The 15,311-nt window shown below is 65.2% G+C and carries 12 protein-coding genes; 5 read left to right on the forward strand and 7 right to left on the reverse strand.

Annotation, left to right across the window (positions count from 1 at the left end; genetic code table 11):
- Positions 1–5: 5 nt before the first annotated feature.
- From algD to argF, 4 genes are all read right to left on the reverse strand, one after another.
- Complete coding sequence (algD, locus tag AT700_RS07075; protein WP_003110461.1) at positions 6–1,316, reverse strand: GDP-mannose 6-dehydrogenase; 1,311 nt, start codon at positions 1,314–1,316, stop codon at positions 6–8.
- 899 nt (positions 1,317–2,215) lie between these two features.
- Positions 2,216–2,995, reverse strand: coding sequence for a peroxide stress protein YaaA (gene yaaA, locus AT700_RS07080; protein ID WP_003104258.1), 780 nt, complete (start codon positions 2,993–2,995; stop codon positions 2,216–2,218).
- Between the two features lie 106 nt (positions 2,996–3,101).
- Complete coding sequence (locus AT700_RS07085; protein ID WP_003092092.1) at positions 3,102–4,184, reverse strand: ABC transporter ATP-binding protein; 1,083 nt, start codon at positions 4,182–4,184, stop codon at positions 3,102–3,104.
- Between the two features lie 4 nt (positions 4,185–4,188).
- Complete coding sequence (argF, locus tag AT700_RS07090) at positions 4,189–5,106, reverse strand: ornithine carbamoyltransferase (RefSeq protein ID WP_003092090.1); 918 nt, start codon at positions 5,104–5,106, stop codon at positions 4,189–4,191.
- Between the two features lie 314 nt (positions 5,107–5,420).
- On the opposite strand from argF, the gene AT700_RS07095 reads away from it, so the two are divergent.
- Positions 5,421–5,852, forward strand: a complete 432-nt coding sequence (locus tag AT700_RS07095) for a hypothetical protein (protein WP_003162731.1) — start codon at positions 5,421–5,423, stop codon at positions 5,850–5,852.
- 393 nt (positions 5,853–6,245) lie between these two features.
- Here AT700_RS07095 and AT700_RS07100 read toward each other — a convergent pair whose 3' ends face one another.
- Positions 6,246–9,233: an autotransporter domain-containing protein gene (locus AT700_RS07100; protein ID WP_048520846.1), complete on the reverse strand. Its 2,988-nt coding sequence runs from the start codon at positions 9,231–9,233 to the stop codon at positions 6,246–6,248.
- 298 nt (positions 9,234–9,531) lie between these two features.
- Between AT700_RS07100 and AT700_RS07105 the strand changes: the two genes are divergently transcribed.
- From AT700_RS07105 to AT700_RS07115, 3 genes are all read left to right on the forward strand, one after another.
- Positions 9,532–11,640, forward strand: a complete 2,109-nt coding sequence (locus AT700_RS07105) for a molybdopterin oxidoreductase family protein (RefSeq protein WP_003112888.1) — start codon at positions 9,532–9,534, stop codon at positions 11,638–11,640.
- 112 nt (positions 11,641–11,752) lie between these two features.
- On the forward strand, positions 11,753–12,079 hold the full coding sequence (gene grxD, locus AT700_RS07110) for a Grx4 family monothiol glutaredoxin (RefSeq protein WP_003092082.1): 327 nt from the start codon (positions 11,753–11,755) through the stop codon (positions 12,077–12,079).
- Positions 12,080–12,161: 82 nt separating this feature from the next.
- On the forward strand, positions 12,162–13,313 hold the full coding sequence (locus tag AT700_RS07115; protein ID WP_003104266.1) for an MFS transporter: 1,152 nt from the start codon (positions 12,162–12,164) through the stop codon (positions 13,311–13,313).
- Positions 13,314–13,379: 66 nt separating this feature from the next.
- On the opposite strand, the gene bfrB is transcribed toward AT700_RS07115, so the two are convergent.
- Positions 13,380–13,856 (reverse strand): bacterioferritin BfrB, encoded by a 477-nt coding sequence (gene bfrB, locus AT700_RS07120; protein WP_003092078.1) that lies wholly within the window; start codon positions 13,854–13,856, stop codon positions 13,380–13,382.
- A gap of 209 nt (positions 13,857–14,065) precedes the next feature.
- On the reverse strand, positions 14,066–14,287 hold the full coding sequence (locus AT700_RS07125; RefSeq protein ID WP_003092075.1) for a bacterioferritin-associated ferredoxin: 222 nt from the start codon (positions 14,285–14,287) through the stop codon (positions 14,066–14,068).
- Positions 14,288–14,546: 259 nt separating this feature from the next.
- Between AT700_RS07125 and AT700_RS07130 the strand changes: the two genes are divergently transcribed.
- Positions 14,547–15,149, forward strand: coding sequence for a peroxiredoxin (locus tag AT700_RS07130; RefSeq protein WP_003092073.1), 603 nt, complete (start codon positions 14,547–14,549; stop codon positions 15,147–15,149).
- Positions 15,150–15,311: the final 162 nt, after the last annotated feature.

Genomic DNA, 15,311 nt, shown 5'->3' on the forward strand with positions numbered 1-15,311 from the left:
GCCCGCTACCAGCAGATGCCCTCGGCCTGGGCAGTGGTGGTGTGCGGCATGAAGCCCACCAGGTCGACCAGCTTCTTGCCGCTCGGGGTCTTGTTCACCAGGTCGACGAACAGCTCGTCGCCATTGCCCAGCACCAGCACATCGGAACTCGCCACCACTTCGTCGAGGTCGGAGACCAGCAGTGAGGAGACGTGCGGGATCTTCGACTCGATGTATTCCTTGTTGGCCCCGTGGACACGCGCGTATTCGACGTTGCGGTCGAAGATGCGCAACTCGTAGCCCTTGCCGATGAGCATCTCGGCCAGCTCCACCAGCGGGCTTTCGCGCAAATCGTCGGTGCCGGCCTTGAACGACAGGCCGAGCAGGCCGACCTTGCGGGTGTCGTGGCTGGTGATGAGATCGAAGGCCTTCTGCACCTGGTTGGAGTTGCTGCGCATCAACGAACCGAGCATCGGGTGCTCGACGTCCAGCTGGCTGGCGCGATAGGTGAGGGCGCGTACATCCTTGGGCAGGCAGGAGCCGCCGAAGGCGAAGCCGGGACGCATGTAGTAGCGCGACAGGTTGAGCTTGTGGTCCTGGCAGATCACGTCCATCACCTCGCGGCCGTCGACGCCGACCGCCTTGGCGATGTTGCCGATCTCGTTGGCGAAGGTGACCTTGGCGGCGTGCCAGACGTTGCAGGTGTACTTGATCATCTCGGCGACCTCGACGGTCTTGCGGATGATCGGCGCGTCCAGCTCGCGGTAGATTTCCTCGAGAAGGTCGCCGGTCTGCTTGTCCAGTTCGCCGATCACGGTCATCGGCGGGAAGTCGTAGTCCTTGATCGCGGTGCTCTCGCGGAGGAATTCGGGGTTGGTGCCGACGCCGAAGTCGACCCCGGCCTTCTTGCCCGAGCAGTCCTCGATCAGCGGGATCACCACGTTGTTGACGGTGCCCGGCAGTACGGTGCTGCGCACCACCACGGTGTGGCGTTCGGACTTCTCGCGGATGGCGAAGCCGATCTCGCGGCAGACGGTCTCGATGTAGCCCAGGTCCAGGTCGCCGTTCTTCTTGCTCGGCGTGCCGACGCAGATGAACGATACGTCGGAGTCCAGCACGGCCTTCTTGAAGTCGGTGGTGCCCGACAGCCGTCCGGTCTGCCGGCCTTGCTGCAACAACGCTTCCAGGCCCGGTTCGACGATGGGCGACTTGCCCTGGTTGATCAGGTCGATCTTGGTGCTGGAGACATCCACACCAATGACTTCATGACCGCGTGCCGACAGGCAGCCAGCACATACTGCACCGACATAGCCCAAACCAAAGATGCTGATTCGCATCGCATTCACCTCGATTGTTTGTCGCGCCGTTAATGAGGTGGCCGTATGGCCACTTCCCTATCTGGCGAGCCGTTACTACGAGCCCCGATCCAGGGCCCTTGATCCGCCTTCAGGCAGTTTCGAATAGAGTGCTTAGTTGTTCGGCACTCTAATAGGGCAAGTTATAAGTTCATGCCCTTTAATGTTTCAGGTGGGTTTCAATAACGGTGCATAACCCGACCTTGGATGCTTCGTTTTAGTTCGGTCCATAGAATTCAAGTTTCTAAAGGCCTTTAATTTCAACAGGTTGAGTTTGTCCCTCGGAGCGGAATCCGATTATTCGAGACGGTTTCAAGTTGCTCTGCCCATAACTATCGATAGGCATCGCGGTGATAGGATGTTTTCTCTGCGAGGGAAGTTCCGGCCGTTTGTCCCGCTCGCGAAATATTTGGAAATATCCGTTTGATATCACTTGATACCAACTTGATGGCCTTTCCGTTAAATGCCTGCCAATGGCCACTAGTTGCAGAATGCATGGCGGCTGAAAGTTCCGCGTCACCGGAATGAAACAGAAGCCGCTTTTACCGCCTTAAGCAAACCTTAAGGATTCCTTAATCTTCGACCCATGCACTTTGCAATCGTAATTTGCATGTAATGGCGGGAGGCTGGTAATGGCCAATGGATTACGCCGGAGATGGCATTTCCGCCTCGAATTGGGAAAAAGCAGGTGGGCTGGGTGTGAAAAAATGTGATGCAGTTCCGCATGACTTGCAGACGAACGGTTGAGTAGGCCTATTCGCCACAAGGGCTTTTCCGGGGAGAAAGACGGCGCAGAGCCTCGGAGGGACGAACGCTCCAGCGCCAGGAGGCGTCGGCGTGCCGAAAGAGGAGCGGCCCGCCAGGACGGCGGGCCGGGGAGATCAGTCTTGCGGGGCGTCCCTGAGGAATACCAGCTGATCCGGGCCGGACTGCTCGGCGCTGAAGTAATAGCCGTGGGCATTGAAGTCCTTCAGCCCGGCCGGGTCGCGCAGGCGCTCGCGGATCACGTAGCGAGCCATCATGCCGCGAGCCTTCTTGGCGTAGAAGCTGATGATCTTGTACTGGCCGTTCTTCAGGTCCTTGAACTCGGTGTCGATGACCCGCGCTTGCAGCGCCTTGCGCTTCACCGCGCTGAAGTACTCGTTGGAGGCCAGGTTGAGCAGCACGTCGTCGCCCTGGGCGGCCAGCGCTTCGTTCAGCCACTGGCTGATACGCTCGCCCCAGAAGGCGTAGAGATCCTTGCCACGGGCGTTGGCCAGGCGGGTGCCCATTTCCAGTCGATAGGGCTGCATGAGGTCGAGCGGGCGCAGCACGCCGTAGAGACCGGAGAGCATGCGCAGGTGATCCTGGGCGAAGGCGAAATCGTCCTCGCCGAAGTCTTCCGCGTTGAGGCCGGTGTAGACATCGCCCTTGAAGGCGAGCAACGCCTGCTTGGCGTTCTCCGGGGTGAACTCCGGATGCCAGCTGGCGTAGCGAGCGGCATTCAGGCCGGCGAGCTTGTCGGAAAGCTTCATCAGTTCGCTGATCTGCAGTGGCGTGAGCTGGCGCAGTTGCTGGATCAGTTCCTGGGCGTGGTCCAGGTATTGCGGCTGGGTGAAGCGGTGGGTGACCGGCGGGGTCTCGTAGTCCAGGGTCTTGGCGGGGGAAATCACCATCAGCATCGTTCAGGCTCCTCGAATCGTCGGGCGATTGTAGGGGCTGGAGACGTCCGGCTCCACCTATGCGGTCGATAGGGAAAGGCGCCGCCGACCGAACGGCGCCGAGGTATCAGGCCTGGACGGGAGCGAGGTGCGCGGCGACGCTGCCCCGGGCGGCGAACACCACCAGGTGGTCGGCGGCGACGCGGATACCGACGTCATCGCCCGGCTGGTGGTCGGCATGGCTGGGGAAGATCGATTCCAGCTGGGTACCGGTGGGCAATTGCAGGCGGTACAGGGTGGCGGCGCCGAGGAAGGTCTTGCCGACGATCCGCGCCTTCAGCTCGCCCTGCGGCGCGTGCACTAGGTCGTCCGGGCGCAGCAGGACGTCTACCGCGCTGCCGGAAGGCAGGCTGTAGGCGCGATTGCCGCGGATCACGCCGAGTTCGGTCTGCACCGTATCGGGGCTGAGCAACTGGCCGCGAATGAAGTAGCCCTGGCCGACGAAGCTGGCGACGAAGGGCGTCAGCGGCTCGTGGTAGAGGTTGTAGGGAGTGTCCCACTGTTCCAGGTGACCTTCCTTGAACACGCCGATGTGGTCGCAGACGGCGAAGGCTTCTTCCTGGTCGTGGGTCACCAGGATCGCGCTGGTGCCGCGTGCCTTGAGGATCTCGCGAACCTCCTGGCTGAGGCTGCGGCGCAGTTCCACGTCGAGGTTGGAGAAGGGTTCGTCGAGCAGCAGCAACAGCGGTTCGGGCGCCAGCGCGCGGGCCAGGGCCACCCGTTGTTGCTGGCCGCCGGAGAGTTCGTGGGGGTGGCGCGCGGCGAGGTGGTCGAGCTTGACCAGCTCCAGAAGCTCGCGCACCAGGCGTTCGCGTTGTGGATGCTTGCGGATGCCGAAGCCGACATTGTCGGCCACGCTGAGATGGGGGAACAGCGCGTAGTCCTGGAACACCATGCCGATCCGGCGTTTCTCCGGCGCCAGGGTGAAGCCGGGACGCGAGATGACTTCGCCGCCCAGCTCGATCTGCCCGGCCAGCACCGGTTCGAAGCCGGCGATGGCGCGCAGGGTGGTGGTCTTGCCGCATCCCGAAGGACCCAGCAGGCAGCCGATGTCTCCGGCATTGAGGTGCAGGTCGAGGTCCTGCACCACTTTCTGCGAGGCGTAGCCGCAGGCGAGATCTTTCAGGTTCAGCAGCAGGTCGTGGCTCATGGGCTCAGGCGTAATGGGCGTGTTCGATCAGCAATTCGAGGAGGGCCTTCTGCGCGTGCAGACGGTTCTCTGCCTGGTCCCAGGCTACCGAGCGCGGGTCGTCCAGCAACTCTTCGCTGATTTCCTCGCCGCGGTGGGCCGGCAGGCAGTGCATGAATAGTACATCGTCGGCGGCCCCATCGAGCAACGCGGCGTTCACCTGGTAGGGACGGAACAGGGCGATGCGCGCGGCGGCTTCGTCTTCCTGGCCCATCGAGGCCCACACGTCGGTGCTCACCAGGTGCGCGCCGGCCACCGCCTCGCGCGGGTCGCGGACGACGCGCAGGCGGTCGCCGGCAAGGGCGACGAACTCGGCCTTCGGCTCGTAGCCCTCGGGGCAGGCCACGCGCAGCTGGAAGTCGAACTTCAGCGCCGCTTCTATATAGCTGTTGCACATGTTGTTGCCGTCGCCGATCCAGGCCACGGTCTTGCCCTGGATGCTGCCGCGGTGCTCGTGGAAGGTCTGCATGTCGGCGAGCAACTGGCAGGGGTGCAGGTCGTCGGACAGGCCGTTGATCACCGGCACCTTCGAGTGCGCGGCGAATTCCGTCAGGGTGGCGTGGGCGAAGGTGCGGATCATCACGCCGTCGAGCATCCGCGACATGACCCGGGCGCTGTCGCCGATCGGCTCGCCGCGGCCGAGCTGGGTGTCGCGCGGGGAGAGGAAGATCGCCTGGCCGCCGAGCTGGATCATCCCGGCTTCGAAGGACAGGCGGGTACGGGTCGAAGCCTTCTCGAAGACCATGCCCAGGACCCGGCTCTTCAGCGGCTCGTAGAGCACGCCTCGGTTGCGCAGGTCCTTCAGCTCGCTGCCGCGGCGGATCAGACCGATCAGCTCTTCGGGGCTGTAATCCATAAACGAGAGAAAGTGCCGTACGCTCATCGCTGACTACCTTTTATTTTTACTGCTGGCCGAGGCACTGGCCGGCTTTCGCGAGAGAAAACGGGACTGGACCTGCGGCGGGACCGCAACGTGCGGGAAAATAGGGGAAGGCGCGATCTTATAAGGAAATGTCGCGGAAACACAAGGAGGGGCTTGGAAGGCGCGGGTTACGGGGTTTTTCCCGGGTCTTCGCGGTTGTCCCGCCGCCAAAGTCCCGCCTCGTCGATCTATCGGTTGGGCGGGGCGACGCTTTATGCTGTGTGCGCCCGAATGCCTTCATGGAGGAGGCGGGTTTCGGACCAGGGAGGTCGAACATGCACACGGGAGAAACACTCGCCGCCGCGCCGCCGGCACGGCCATTGCGCCAATCGCGGCTGGGCGGCCTGTCGCTGTTCCTCGCCCTGGTCGGGGTCGCCATCGCGCTGGCGGTGATGGCGCTGGCGCTCGGCGAGCGGATCGACCTCAGCGACGAGAACCATCTGCTCGGCCTGTTCGCCGCCTTGCTGGCGGTCTTCGCGGTATCGACCTGCGGCCTGGTGCTGGGCCTGGCCGGCCTGCTCAGGCGCAGCCGCAAGCGTCACCTGGCCCTGGCCGGCATCGTCCTCAACCTGTCGTGCCTGCTCTGGGGCTGGCATGCGCTGAGCACGGCGGCGGCCGCGATCCTGATGGTCCTGGGGCAAACCGGGTTGTCGTTCCTCAGCGCCCTGGCGGTGCTGTTCGGCATGATCTTCTTCCGCCAGGCCTGACCCGTTCAGCGACTGTGCGCAGGCAGCCTGGGCGCCCGCCGTTCGGCCGCTCGTTCATCGGATTGCCGGATTGCGGCCATTCGTCGCGGATTTGCAGGGGGAGGGGCTCAGCCGGGGAAGGAGGGTGCGAGAGGAGCAAAAGGTGAGCCCCGGAGGTGCGGATCTCCGGGGCTCGTGCGGCACGGTGGTGCGGGCACCGGGTCGCGATCAGCGCTGGAAGGGATAGTACAGCGCTGGATGGACAGTATAGCGCTATGCATTTCGCATGAATCCTTTAGTTAGGTCTTTTTCTCATATTTGCAGCGGTTTCGTGACCGAGGGCAATGAAGTGGCTTTTTCCCCTTGCCGCCCGCCGGAACCCATCCAACGGCTGGAATGCCCTCGTAACCGAAGTCAGAAACGCCAGTCGACGGCCAGTCCGACGCCATGGTCCTTCTCGCGGCTGCCCAGCAGGCCGTTGTAGCCCAGCCGCACGCTCACTTCGCGATTCACCGCGAGGCTGGCGTCGACGCCGAGCAGCGCGGCGTCGCGGGACAGGGCCACGCTTTCCACGCTGAATGGCTGGCTGCCGCTGGCGAACGCCAGGTGGCGTTGCGGGGTGGTGTCGCTCAGGTTGTGGCGCCAGCCGAGGGTGCCGGAGAGCGCCAGGCGGCGTCCGGCATCCAGCTCGAAATGCCGTTTCGCGCGCAGGCCCAGGGTGGTGAAGGCGGCGTCCAGGTTGTCGTCGCCACCCTCCAGGGCCGCGGCGCTACCGCGTTCGCGGAAGTCATCGCTGGCGACGTGCACGTAGGCCAGCCCGGCGAAGGGTTCCAGCTCCAGGCTGCGCCAGCCCAGCGCGTAGGCGGCCTCGGCGAACAACTGGCTGCTCTGTGCGTCGAGCTTGGCCTTCTGCTTGCCGGCCACGGCGCCGTATTGCAGGTCGCGCTTGACCTCGGCGCGGTGCCAGGCGTGCGCTGCGCCGAGGCTCAGGCGCCATTGCTGCAATTGCCGACCGAGGTAGGCGCCGAGGTGGTAGCTGTCGATGCTGGCGGAGGATTGCAGGCTGCTGTCCATGTTCAGCGAGCTGTTGCTGTAGCCGGCCACCAGGCCGAGGCGCGTGTCGCTGGCGACCTGGCTGTCGACGCCGAGCAGGAAGCCGCCGACCGAATGCCGGTAGCCTTCGCTGCCGTGGCTGCCATCGGCGCTCTTGCCCCAGGAGCCGAGCGCCTTGAACCAGCCTTCGGGAGCCTCCCCGCCGGCCTCGCCGTCGCTGGTCTGGCGCAGGCGTTCGCCGACGCTGTCGCGCAGATAGCGGCTGTCGTTGAGCAACAGGCCGGCGAGCGCCGGGTAGATTTCCCCGGACAATTGCTGGAAGGCCCGTTGGGCGGTTGCGGCGTTTTCCGACAGGAGCAGGCTTTCGTAGACCGGGTTGCCGGCGCCGAGCGTTTCCACGGCCCCAGCGACCGCCGCCTGGTTGGGCGTCTGCGCGACGCTGGCGAGGGCCGTGCCGTTGCGTCCGATATCCAGGCGGATGGCGTTGGCCGCGTAGTCCAGGGTGCCGCCGAGGAACAGGTAGTTCGGCAATACCGCGTCGAAGCGCCCGTCGATGCCGCCGGCGGCGTCGAGGATGTCGTAGCGGCGGCCGACCAGGCTCTCGACCTGGGACTGGCTGAGCAGGTCGGGGCTGTTTTCCATGGCCAGGGTGACGTTGCCGCCCGCGATGCTCGCCTTGCCGCTGGCGACGATCCGGTCGCTGGCGCTTTCCGAAAGCTCCACCGCGTAGGTCGAGCCGGATTCGAAGCGCAGGTCCCCGGCGACCTCCAGGGTGCCGATGGAGTTGCCCGCGGCCACCGTGCCGCCGGAGCGCGCCAGCAGGCCGCCGATCCTGCCGCTGCCGCCGAGGGTGCCGCCGGCATTGACTTCGACGGCGGACAGCAGCGAACCGTCGACGCTGAGCAGCCCGCCATCGACCAGGGTCGGCCCGCGATAGGTGCTGTCGCCGCTCAGGACCAGGCTGCCGGCACCGGCCTTGACCAGGCTGCCCTGGTACTGGCGCTGGGCGGCGGCCTGGTCGCGGGCCATGCCGATGGCATAGTCGGTGCGTTCCTGCTGGCTGGCACCGGCCGGCAAGCCGTTTTCCCAGCCCTTGTCCTTCAGCGTCCGCTGCCAGGCCGCGTGCTCGGCGGCGTCCTCGGCCTGGCGCTGGAGCAGGGCGCTATCGGAAATCGGGTTGCTCCATTCGTCGCGCAGGCCGGCCGGGAGGTTGGCCTCGAAGCGGCCGAGCAATTGTCCAGGCCCATGCATCGCCCGACCGAGATCCGGCACGCCCCAGCCGACGGTGTCGGTGGGGGCGCCGGTCGGCGTGCCGTCGAGCTGGGTGGCGGTGGTCAGCAGAACCTGCAGCGCCTGCTCGTTGTTCAGGTACGGATAGCGCTGCATGACCAGGGCCAGCGCGCCGGTGGCGTGGGGCGCGGCCATCGAGGTACCGGACTTGTTGGCGTAGCCGCCGCCGGGCATGGTGCTGTTGATCAGGCGGCCGGGCGTGGTGATGCACCAGTACTTGGCGATGCCGCAGCGGTTGTAGCGCTGGCCGTTCTGCTGGTCGAGGCCGGACACGGCCAGCCAGTGGCCTTCCAGGTCCGGCTGGAAGTAGGGCAGGGCGGAGCGCACGCTGGCGTTGGCGTAGCCGCTGTTGCCGGCGCTGAAGACGTTGATCACGCCCTGGCGGGAGACGCCGGCGGCGGCGTCCAGCCAGGTGGAGCGCCCGTAGTGCTGGGCATAGGCGGCGTGCAGGCCGTCGAGGGTCTCGTAGCTGACGTCCTTGGGCTGGCTGCCCCAACTGTTGTTGATCGCCCGCACCCCGGCGTCGGCCAGCGCCTGGTAGGCGGCCTTGAAATAGTTCGGGTCGGGCGTCGGGCCGAACAGGAAGCTGTCGTTCTGGTTGGTGTTGGCGACATACACCTGTGCCGCGTAGGCCACCCCGTGCATGCCGACGCCGTCGCGCGAGGCGCCGAGGGTGCCGCCGACGTGGGTACCGTGGGAGTCGTTGTTGCCGTTCATCGCGCCGCTGACGCTGAACGGCGTGCCGTCGACATAGGTGCCGCTGGCCGTCACCGGCTGGTAGCGCGAGGCGGGAGTATCCGGATGGCTCGGGTCGAAACCGGAGTCCATCTCGCCGATCTTCACGCCCTGGCCGTCGATGCCGGCGGCATAGGCCTGGTCGGCCCGCAACCGTTCCAGGCCCCAGTCCTGCTGGTATTCGGCGGAGCGCCAACTGGCCGGATCGCCGGGCCGACCGGCTTCGACATAGGCGGCCGTGGCCGGCTGTGCGATCCAGGCGCCCAGCAGCAGGGCGGCTGACAACGAGGTGGGGCGAGGGCGGAAGGAGTGGTCGTCGGTCATGCGGTCTCCACGCTTTATTGGTCTTGTCGGACAGGGGTGGACTCGAAGAGACAAGGTTTAGCACCGGCTTTCGCCGCGCCGGAATTCCCAGGTGGATAGTTGACAGCCGGACAAACGGCACGCCTCCCCTCTACCGCGCCCATCGGCCAGCCTGATGCCTGGCGATTCAGCCGACTGACGCTGCTGGCGCGGCGGCGGAAGGCGCCGCATAGTGCCGATTCGACGACTAGACCGGTCGTCTGGTCCTCGCGTACGCGCCGGGCCGCGACGGCCGGCGACGACAATGAAGAGGCGAGCCATGAGCAAGACCCTCCACTACCGTGCGTGCCATCTCTGCGAGGCCATCTGCGGGCTCGCCATCGAGACCGAGAGCGACGAGGGCGGCGTGCCGCGGATCCGCTCGATCAAGGGCGACCCGCAGGACAGCTTCAGCCGCGGCCATGTCTGTCCCAAGGCGGTGGCCCTGCAGGACATCCAGGACGACCCCGACCGCCTGCGCCAGCCGTTGCGCCGGGTCGGCAGCGAGTGGCAGCCGATCGGCTGGGACGAGGCCTTCGCGCTGGTGGCCAGCCGCCTCGGCGAGATCCGCGAGCGCCATGGCAACGATGCGGTGGCGGTCTACCAGGGCAATCCGAGCGTGCACAACTACGGCCTGATGACCCATAGCAACTACTTCCTCGGCCTGCTGAAAACGCGCAACCGCTTCTCCGCGACTTCCGTCGACCAGTTGCCGCATCACCTGGTCAGCCAGCAGATGTACGGCCATGGTTTGTTGATCCCGATCCCCGACATCGACCACACCGACTTCATGCTGGTGCTCGGCGGCAACCCGCTGGCGTCCAACGGCAGCATCATGACCGTGCCGGACGTGGAGAAGCGCCTGAAGGCGCTGAAGGCCCGCGGCGGCCGGTTGGTGGTGGTCGATCCCCGGCGCAGCGAGACCGCGGCTATCGCCGACCGGCACCTGTTCATTCGTCCCGGCCAGGATGCGGCGCTGTTGCTCGGGATACTCAACACCCTGTTCGAGGAGAACCTCGGTCGCCCCACGCCGCTGCCGGTCGACGGGCTGGAGCGGGTGCGCGAGGCGGTCGCGGTCTTCGACGCCGAGTCCATGAGCGCGCGCTGTGGCGTGCCGGCCGAAAGCATTCGCCAACTGGCGCGGGATTTCGCCGCCGCCGAACGGGCGGTCTGCTATGGCCGGATGGGCGTTTCCACCCAGGCCTTCGGCACGCTCTGCCAGTGGCTGGTGCAACTGATCAACCTGGTCACCGGCAACCTCGACCGGGTCGGTGGCGCGCTGTGCACCTCGCCGGCCCTGGACCTGGTGGCGAGTACCTCGGGTGGCCACTTCGGCCGTTGGCGCAGCCGCGTCTCGGGGCTGCCGGAATATGGCGGCGAACTGCCGGTGGCGGCATTGGCGGAAGAAATCCTCGGTGAAGGCGAGGGGCAGGTGCGCGCGCTGGTCACGGTAGCCGGCAACCCGGTGCTGTCCACGCCCAACGGGAGGCGGCTCGAACAGGCCCTGGACGGCCTGGAGTTCATGCTCAGCATCGACCTCTACATCAACGAGACGACCCGCTACGCCGATCTCATCCTGCCGCCCACCGCGCCGCTGGAGCACGATCACTACGACACCACCTTCAACGTCTTCGCCGTGCGTAACGTGACCCGTTTCAACGAGGCCGTGCTGCCGCGTCCCGAGGGTGCGCTGCACGACTGGGAGATCTTCGTCGGCCTGGCGCGGGCCTTCGCCGCGCGCAACGGCCTGGAGCTGAAACCGACCCTGGAGCCGCAGCAGATGATCGACCTCGGCCTGCGCGCTGGCGCCTACGGCGACCGTTCCGAGCACAGGCTGAGCCTGGCCACTCTGCGCGAACATCCCCACGGCATCGACCTCGGGCCGCTGCGGCCGAACCTGGCGCCGCGCCTGAAGACCGCCGACCAGCGCATCCAGGCCGCGCCGCCGCTGTTCGTCGACGACCTGCAACGCTTCGCCGCACAGCCGCTGCCTGCGTCCGACCAGTTGCTGCTGATCGGACGACGCCACGTGCGCAGCAACAATTCCTGGATGCACAACTACCATCGCCTGGTGAAGGGCAAGCCGCGTCATCAGTTGCTGATGCACCCGCGGGACCTGGAGGGTCGCGGCCTGGTCGACGGGCAACGGGTGCGGGTGCGCTCGCGGGTCGGCAGCGTGGAGGTGGAGGTGGCGGCGAGCAGCGAGATGATGCCCGGGGTGGTCAGCCTGCCGCACGGCTGGGGCCACGCGCGGCCCGGCGTGCAACTGGCGATCGCCCGCGCCCAGGCCGGCGTCAGCGCCAACGACCTGACCGACGAGCGTCATCTCGACCTGCTGTCGGGTAACGCCGCGCTCAACGGCCTGCCGGTGGAGGTGGAAGCGGCCTGAGCGGGTCGACGGAACGCGAGAGTAAAGCCGAGCGTCGCGCTAGGCTTTCCGATACAATACCGGTCATTATTTGCCGAGTTACCGTGTCGAAACGTTCCTGTTGAGGTAAGCCATGGACATCATCGAAACCATTAAAGAGCAGATCGCCAACAACCCCATCCTGCTGTACATGAAGGGTTCGCCGAACGCCCCGCAGTGCGGTTTCTCCTCGCGCGCGGCCCAGGTGCTGATGGCCTGTGGCGAGAAGTTCGCCTACGTCGACATCCTGCAGAACCCGGAAATCCGCGCCAACCTGCCGAAGTACGCGAACTGGCCGACCTTCCCGCAGCTGTGGGTCAATGGCGAACTGGTCGGCGGCAGCGACATCCTCGCCGAGATGTTCGAGAAGGGCGAACTGCAGACCCTGGTCAAGGACGCGGCGGCCAAAGCCAACGCCTGATCCGCGCATCCGACGAAGAGCCCCGCCTTGTGCGGGGTTTCTTTTTTGTCCGGAGAAACCAGCAAGGAAACCGGGAGCCTCCATGTCGGAAGTCAATCCTCGCCAGGGTCGCCTGGCTTGCATCTATTTCTTCGCCATGGCCGGGCTGGTCATCGGCAACCTGATGGGACGCATCCCGGCGCTCAAGGAGCAGACCCAGCTGGACGAGCGCGCGCTCGGCCAGGCCCTGCTCGGCGTCGGGGTCGGCGCGCTCACGGCGTTCCCGTTGAGCGGTTTCCTGGTCCAGCGCATCGGCAGCCGCAGCGTAGTGATCGGCGGTTGCCTGATCATGCTGCTGGTGTTTCCGCTGCTCGGCCTGAGCCAGGGCTGGTGGCAACTGGCGTTGGCCTTCTACGTGCTGGGCGTGAGCTTCGCCGGGATGGACGTGGCGATGAACATCCAGGCGGTGGATGTCGAGCGCCTGCTCGGCAAGCCCTGCATGTCCATGCTGCATGGCATGTACAGCCTCGGTTGCCTGGTCGGTGCGTTGAGCGCCGCGGCCCTGGCCGGACTGACGCCGTTCTGGCACTTCCTCATTCTCACCGCACTCGGCCTGCTGAGCCTGCCATTCTTCGTACGCGCGTTGCTTCCGCCGGACCCGAGCAAGGCGGGCGCGCGCAAGGGCGGCGGCTTCACCTTGCCGCCGCGGGCCTTGCTCGGCCTGGGCCTGCTGATTCTCTGCGCGTTCGTTTCCGAGGGCGGCGTGGCTGACTGGAGCGCGCTGTTCCTGCACAGCGTTCTGGATGCTTCCGAGCGGGTGGCGGCGCTGGGCTTCGCGGCGTTTTCCGCGGCGATGGTGGTGGGGCGGCTGTTCGGCGACCGCCTGCGCGGACGCATCGACGATGCGCCGTTGCTGCGCGGCCTGGGTTCGCTGGCCACGCTGGGCATGCTGGTGGCGCTGTTCAGCCCCTGGCCGGCGCTGAGCATCGCCGGTTTCGGGGTGGTTGGCCTGGGACTGTCGGTGATGGTGCCGATCGTGATCAGCGCTGCTGGCAACCAGCCGGGCATCGATCCGGTGATCGGGGTCGCCGCCGTCTCTACCGTGGGGTATGGCGGACTGCTGATGGGACCGCCGCTGATCGGCCTGCTGGCCCACGAGATCGGCCTGCGCTGGGCATTGCTGGTACTGGTCGGTCTTTGCCTGTTGCTGGCCCTGCGCGCCGATCTGGTCCGGCGCAGGCCGCGCAGCGCCTGAGGCTTTCTGGCGGCAAGAAAAAAGCGCCGGCGGGGCAGGCCGCCGGCGCTTCGTCGTGGTTCCCGATCAGTCGTCTTCGTGCATGTGCGACTGCAGGTAGTTCTCCAGGCCGACTTTCTGGATCAGGCCCAGCTGGGTTTCCAAGTAGTCGATGTGCTCTTCTTCCGACTCCAGGATGTCCTTCAGCAGGTCGCGGCTGACGTAGTCGTGCACCTGCTCGCAATGCACGATGGCTTCGCGCAGGTCCTTGGTCGCCTTCAGCTCCAGGTTCAGGTCGCACTGCAGCATTTCCTGGGTGTTCTCGCCGATCAGCAGCTTGCCGAGGTCCTGCAGGTTGGGCAGGCCTTCGAGGAACAGGATGCGCTCGATGAGCTTGTCGGCATGCTTCATCTCGTCGATCGACTCGTGGTACTCATGGGCGCCGAGGCGCTTCAGGCCCCAGTCGTTCCACATGCGCGAGTGGAGGAAGTACTGGTTGATCGCGATCAGCTCGTTGCCGAGGATCTTGTTGAGGTGCTGGATGACTTTCTTGTCGCCTTTCATGCCGAATCCTGCCGTCGTAGTGGGTGTGATTCGCCAAGTTTGGCCGCGACGAAGCAGGGTGTCAAACCTAAGTTATTGAAATATAAGGGAAAAAGAATATGAATACGAATGTTTTCTTTCCGCGTTCTGCCGCTAAGTCATTGAATTGAAGGCATAAAAAAACCGGGCGCCAGGCCCGGTTCTTCTGAAAGAGGGATAAAAAATATTTTTCAGGCAGCGACGAACGCCGTAGTCCCGAACGCCGGTACCGGCTGGGCACTCTGCAGGTCGTTGAGGGTTTCGCGTACCACCTGCTTGGCCAGGCATGCGCACTTGCCGCACTGGGTACCGACGCCGGTGGCTTCGCGAACCTCACGATAGCTGCAGCAGCCTTCGTAGATGGCATCGCGGATCTGGTTGTCGGTAACACCTTGGCAGAGGCAGACGTACATGGCGATCTGGCTACTGGGAAGTTGAGTTGGAAAAGATACTAATAATAATGAGAATGATTGTCAAAGTTCCCTGGAGCGTTTTAGTCGGGTTTTTTTCGCCCCCCGACAAATGGCTTTGTCGGACAAAGACTTAGCGCCGGCTGGGGCGGGGTGTATGATGGTTGTTTCCCGGGGAACGGCGCCCCTGACATCGAGGCTTCACGAGGAGCCGGCAGGCTGCGGTGCCGTCCTTCAACCTTCCGCTTAAAGGAGACATGGAATGAGCGTACTCGTAGGTAAGAAAGCGCCTGACTTCAACGTTGCCGCGGTACTGGGCAATGGCGAGATCGTCGAGAGCTTCACCCTGTCCGAGGCCATCAAGGGCAAGTACGGCCTGGTGTTCTTCTATCCGCTGGACTTCACCTTCGTCTGCCCGTCCGAGCTGATCGCCCTGGACCACCGCATCCCGGAATTCCAGGCGCGCAACGTCGAGGTGATCGGCGTTTCCATCGACTCCCACTTCACCCACAACGCCTGGCGCAACACCCCGGTGGACAAGGGCGGCATCGGTGCCGTCAAGTACACCCTGGCGGCCGACACCAAGCACGAGATCGCCAAGGCCTATGACGTCGAGTCCGACGGTGGCGTGGCCTTCCGTGGCGCGTTCCTGATCGACAAGGAAGGCGTTGTGCGCTCGCAGATCGTCAACGACCTGCCGCTGGGCCGCAACATGGACGAGCTGCTGCGTCTGGTCGATGCCCTGCAGTTCCATGAGGAGCACGGCGAAGTCTGCCCGGCCAACTGGAAGAAGGGCGACAAGGGCATGACCGCATCGCCCGAAGGCGTGGCCAAGTACCTGGCCGAGAACGCCAGCAAGCTGTAAGAAGAGCCTGCTTCGCGCGTTGGAAAAAAGCCCCGCTTCGGCGGGGCTTTTTCATGGGTTCGCGGGGGCCGGCAGCCCCATCCCAGGTCACGCGCCTCGCTCCGAAGAGGGGGAGATTGCCTGACCGGTCGCGTAGGACGGATAACGTCCTGGCGTTATCCG

Source organism: Pseudomonas aeruginosa, assembly GCF_001457615.1.
Classification (GTDB): Bacteria; Pseudomonadota; Gammaproteobacteria; order Pseudomonadales; family Pseudomonadaceae; genus Pseudomonas; species Pseudomonas aeruginosa.

Excerpts from the sequence above, each read along its gene's own strand:
- algD (WP_003110461.1), bottom strand. The coding sequence starts at position 1,316 with ATGCGAATCAGCATCTTTGGTTTGGGCTATGTCGGTGCAGTATGTGCT.
- yaaA (WP_003104258.1), bottom strand. The coding sequence starts at position 2,995 with ATGCTGATGGTGATTTCCCCCGCCAAGACCCTGGACTACGAGACCCCG.
- AT700_RS07085 (WP_003092092.1), bottom strand. The coding sequence starts at position 4,184 with ATGAGCCACGACCTGCTGCTGAACCTGAAAGATCTCGCCTGCGGCTAC.
- argF (WP_003092090.1), bottom strand. The coding sequence starts at position 5,106 with ATGAGCGTACGGCACTTTCTCTCGTTTATGGATTACAGCCCCGAAGAG.
- AT700_RS07095 (WP_003162731.1), top strand. The coding sequence starts at position 5,421 with ATGCACACGGGAGAAACACTCGCCGCCGCGCCGCCGGCACGGCCATTG.
- AT700_RS07100 (WP_048520846.1), bottom strand. The coding sequence starts at position 9,233 with ATGACCGACGACCACTCCTTCCGCCCTCGCCCCACCTCGTTGTCAGCC.
- AT700_RS07105 (WP_003112888.1), top strand. The coding sequence starts at position 9,532 with ATGAGCAAGACCCTCCACTACCGTGCGTGCCATCTCTGCGAGGCCATC.
- grxD (WP_003092082.1), top strand. The coding sequence starts at position 11,753 with ATGGACATCATCGAAACCATTAAAGAGCAGATCGCCAACAACCCCATC.
- AT700_RS07115 (WP_003104266.1), top strand. The coding sequence starts at position 12,162 with ATGTCGGAAGTCAATCCTCGCCAGGGTCGCCTGGCTTGCATCTATTTC.
- bfrB (WP_003092078.1), bottom strand. The coding sequence starts at position 13,856 with ATGAAAGGCGACAAGAAAGTCATCCAGCACCTCAACAAGATCCTCGGC.
- AT700_RS07125 (WP_003092075.1), bottom strand. The coding sequence starts at position 14,287 with ATGTACGTCTGCCTCTGCCAAGGTGTTACCGACAACCAGATCCGCGAT.
- AT700_RS07130 (WP_003092073.1), top strand. The coding sequence starts at position 14,547 with ATGAGCGTACTCGTAGGTAAGAAAGCGCCTGACTTCAACGTTGCCGCG.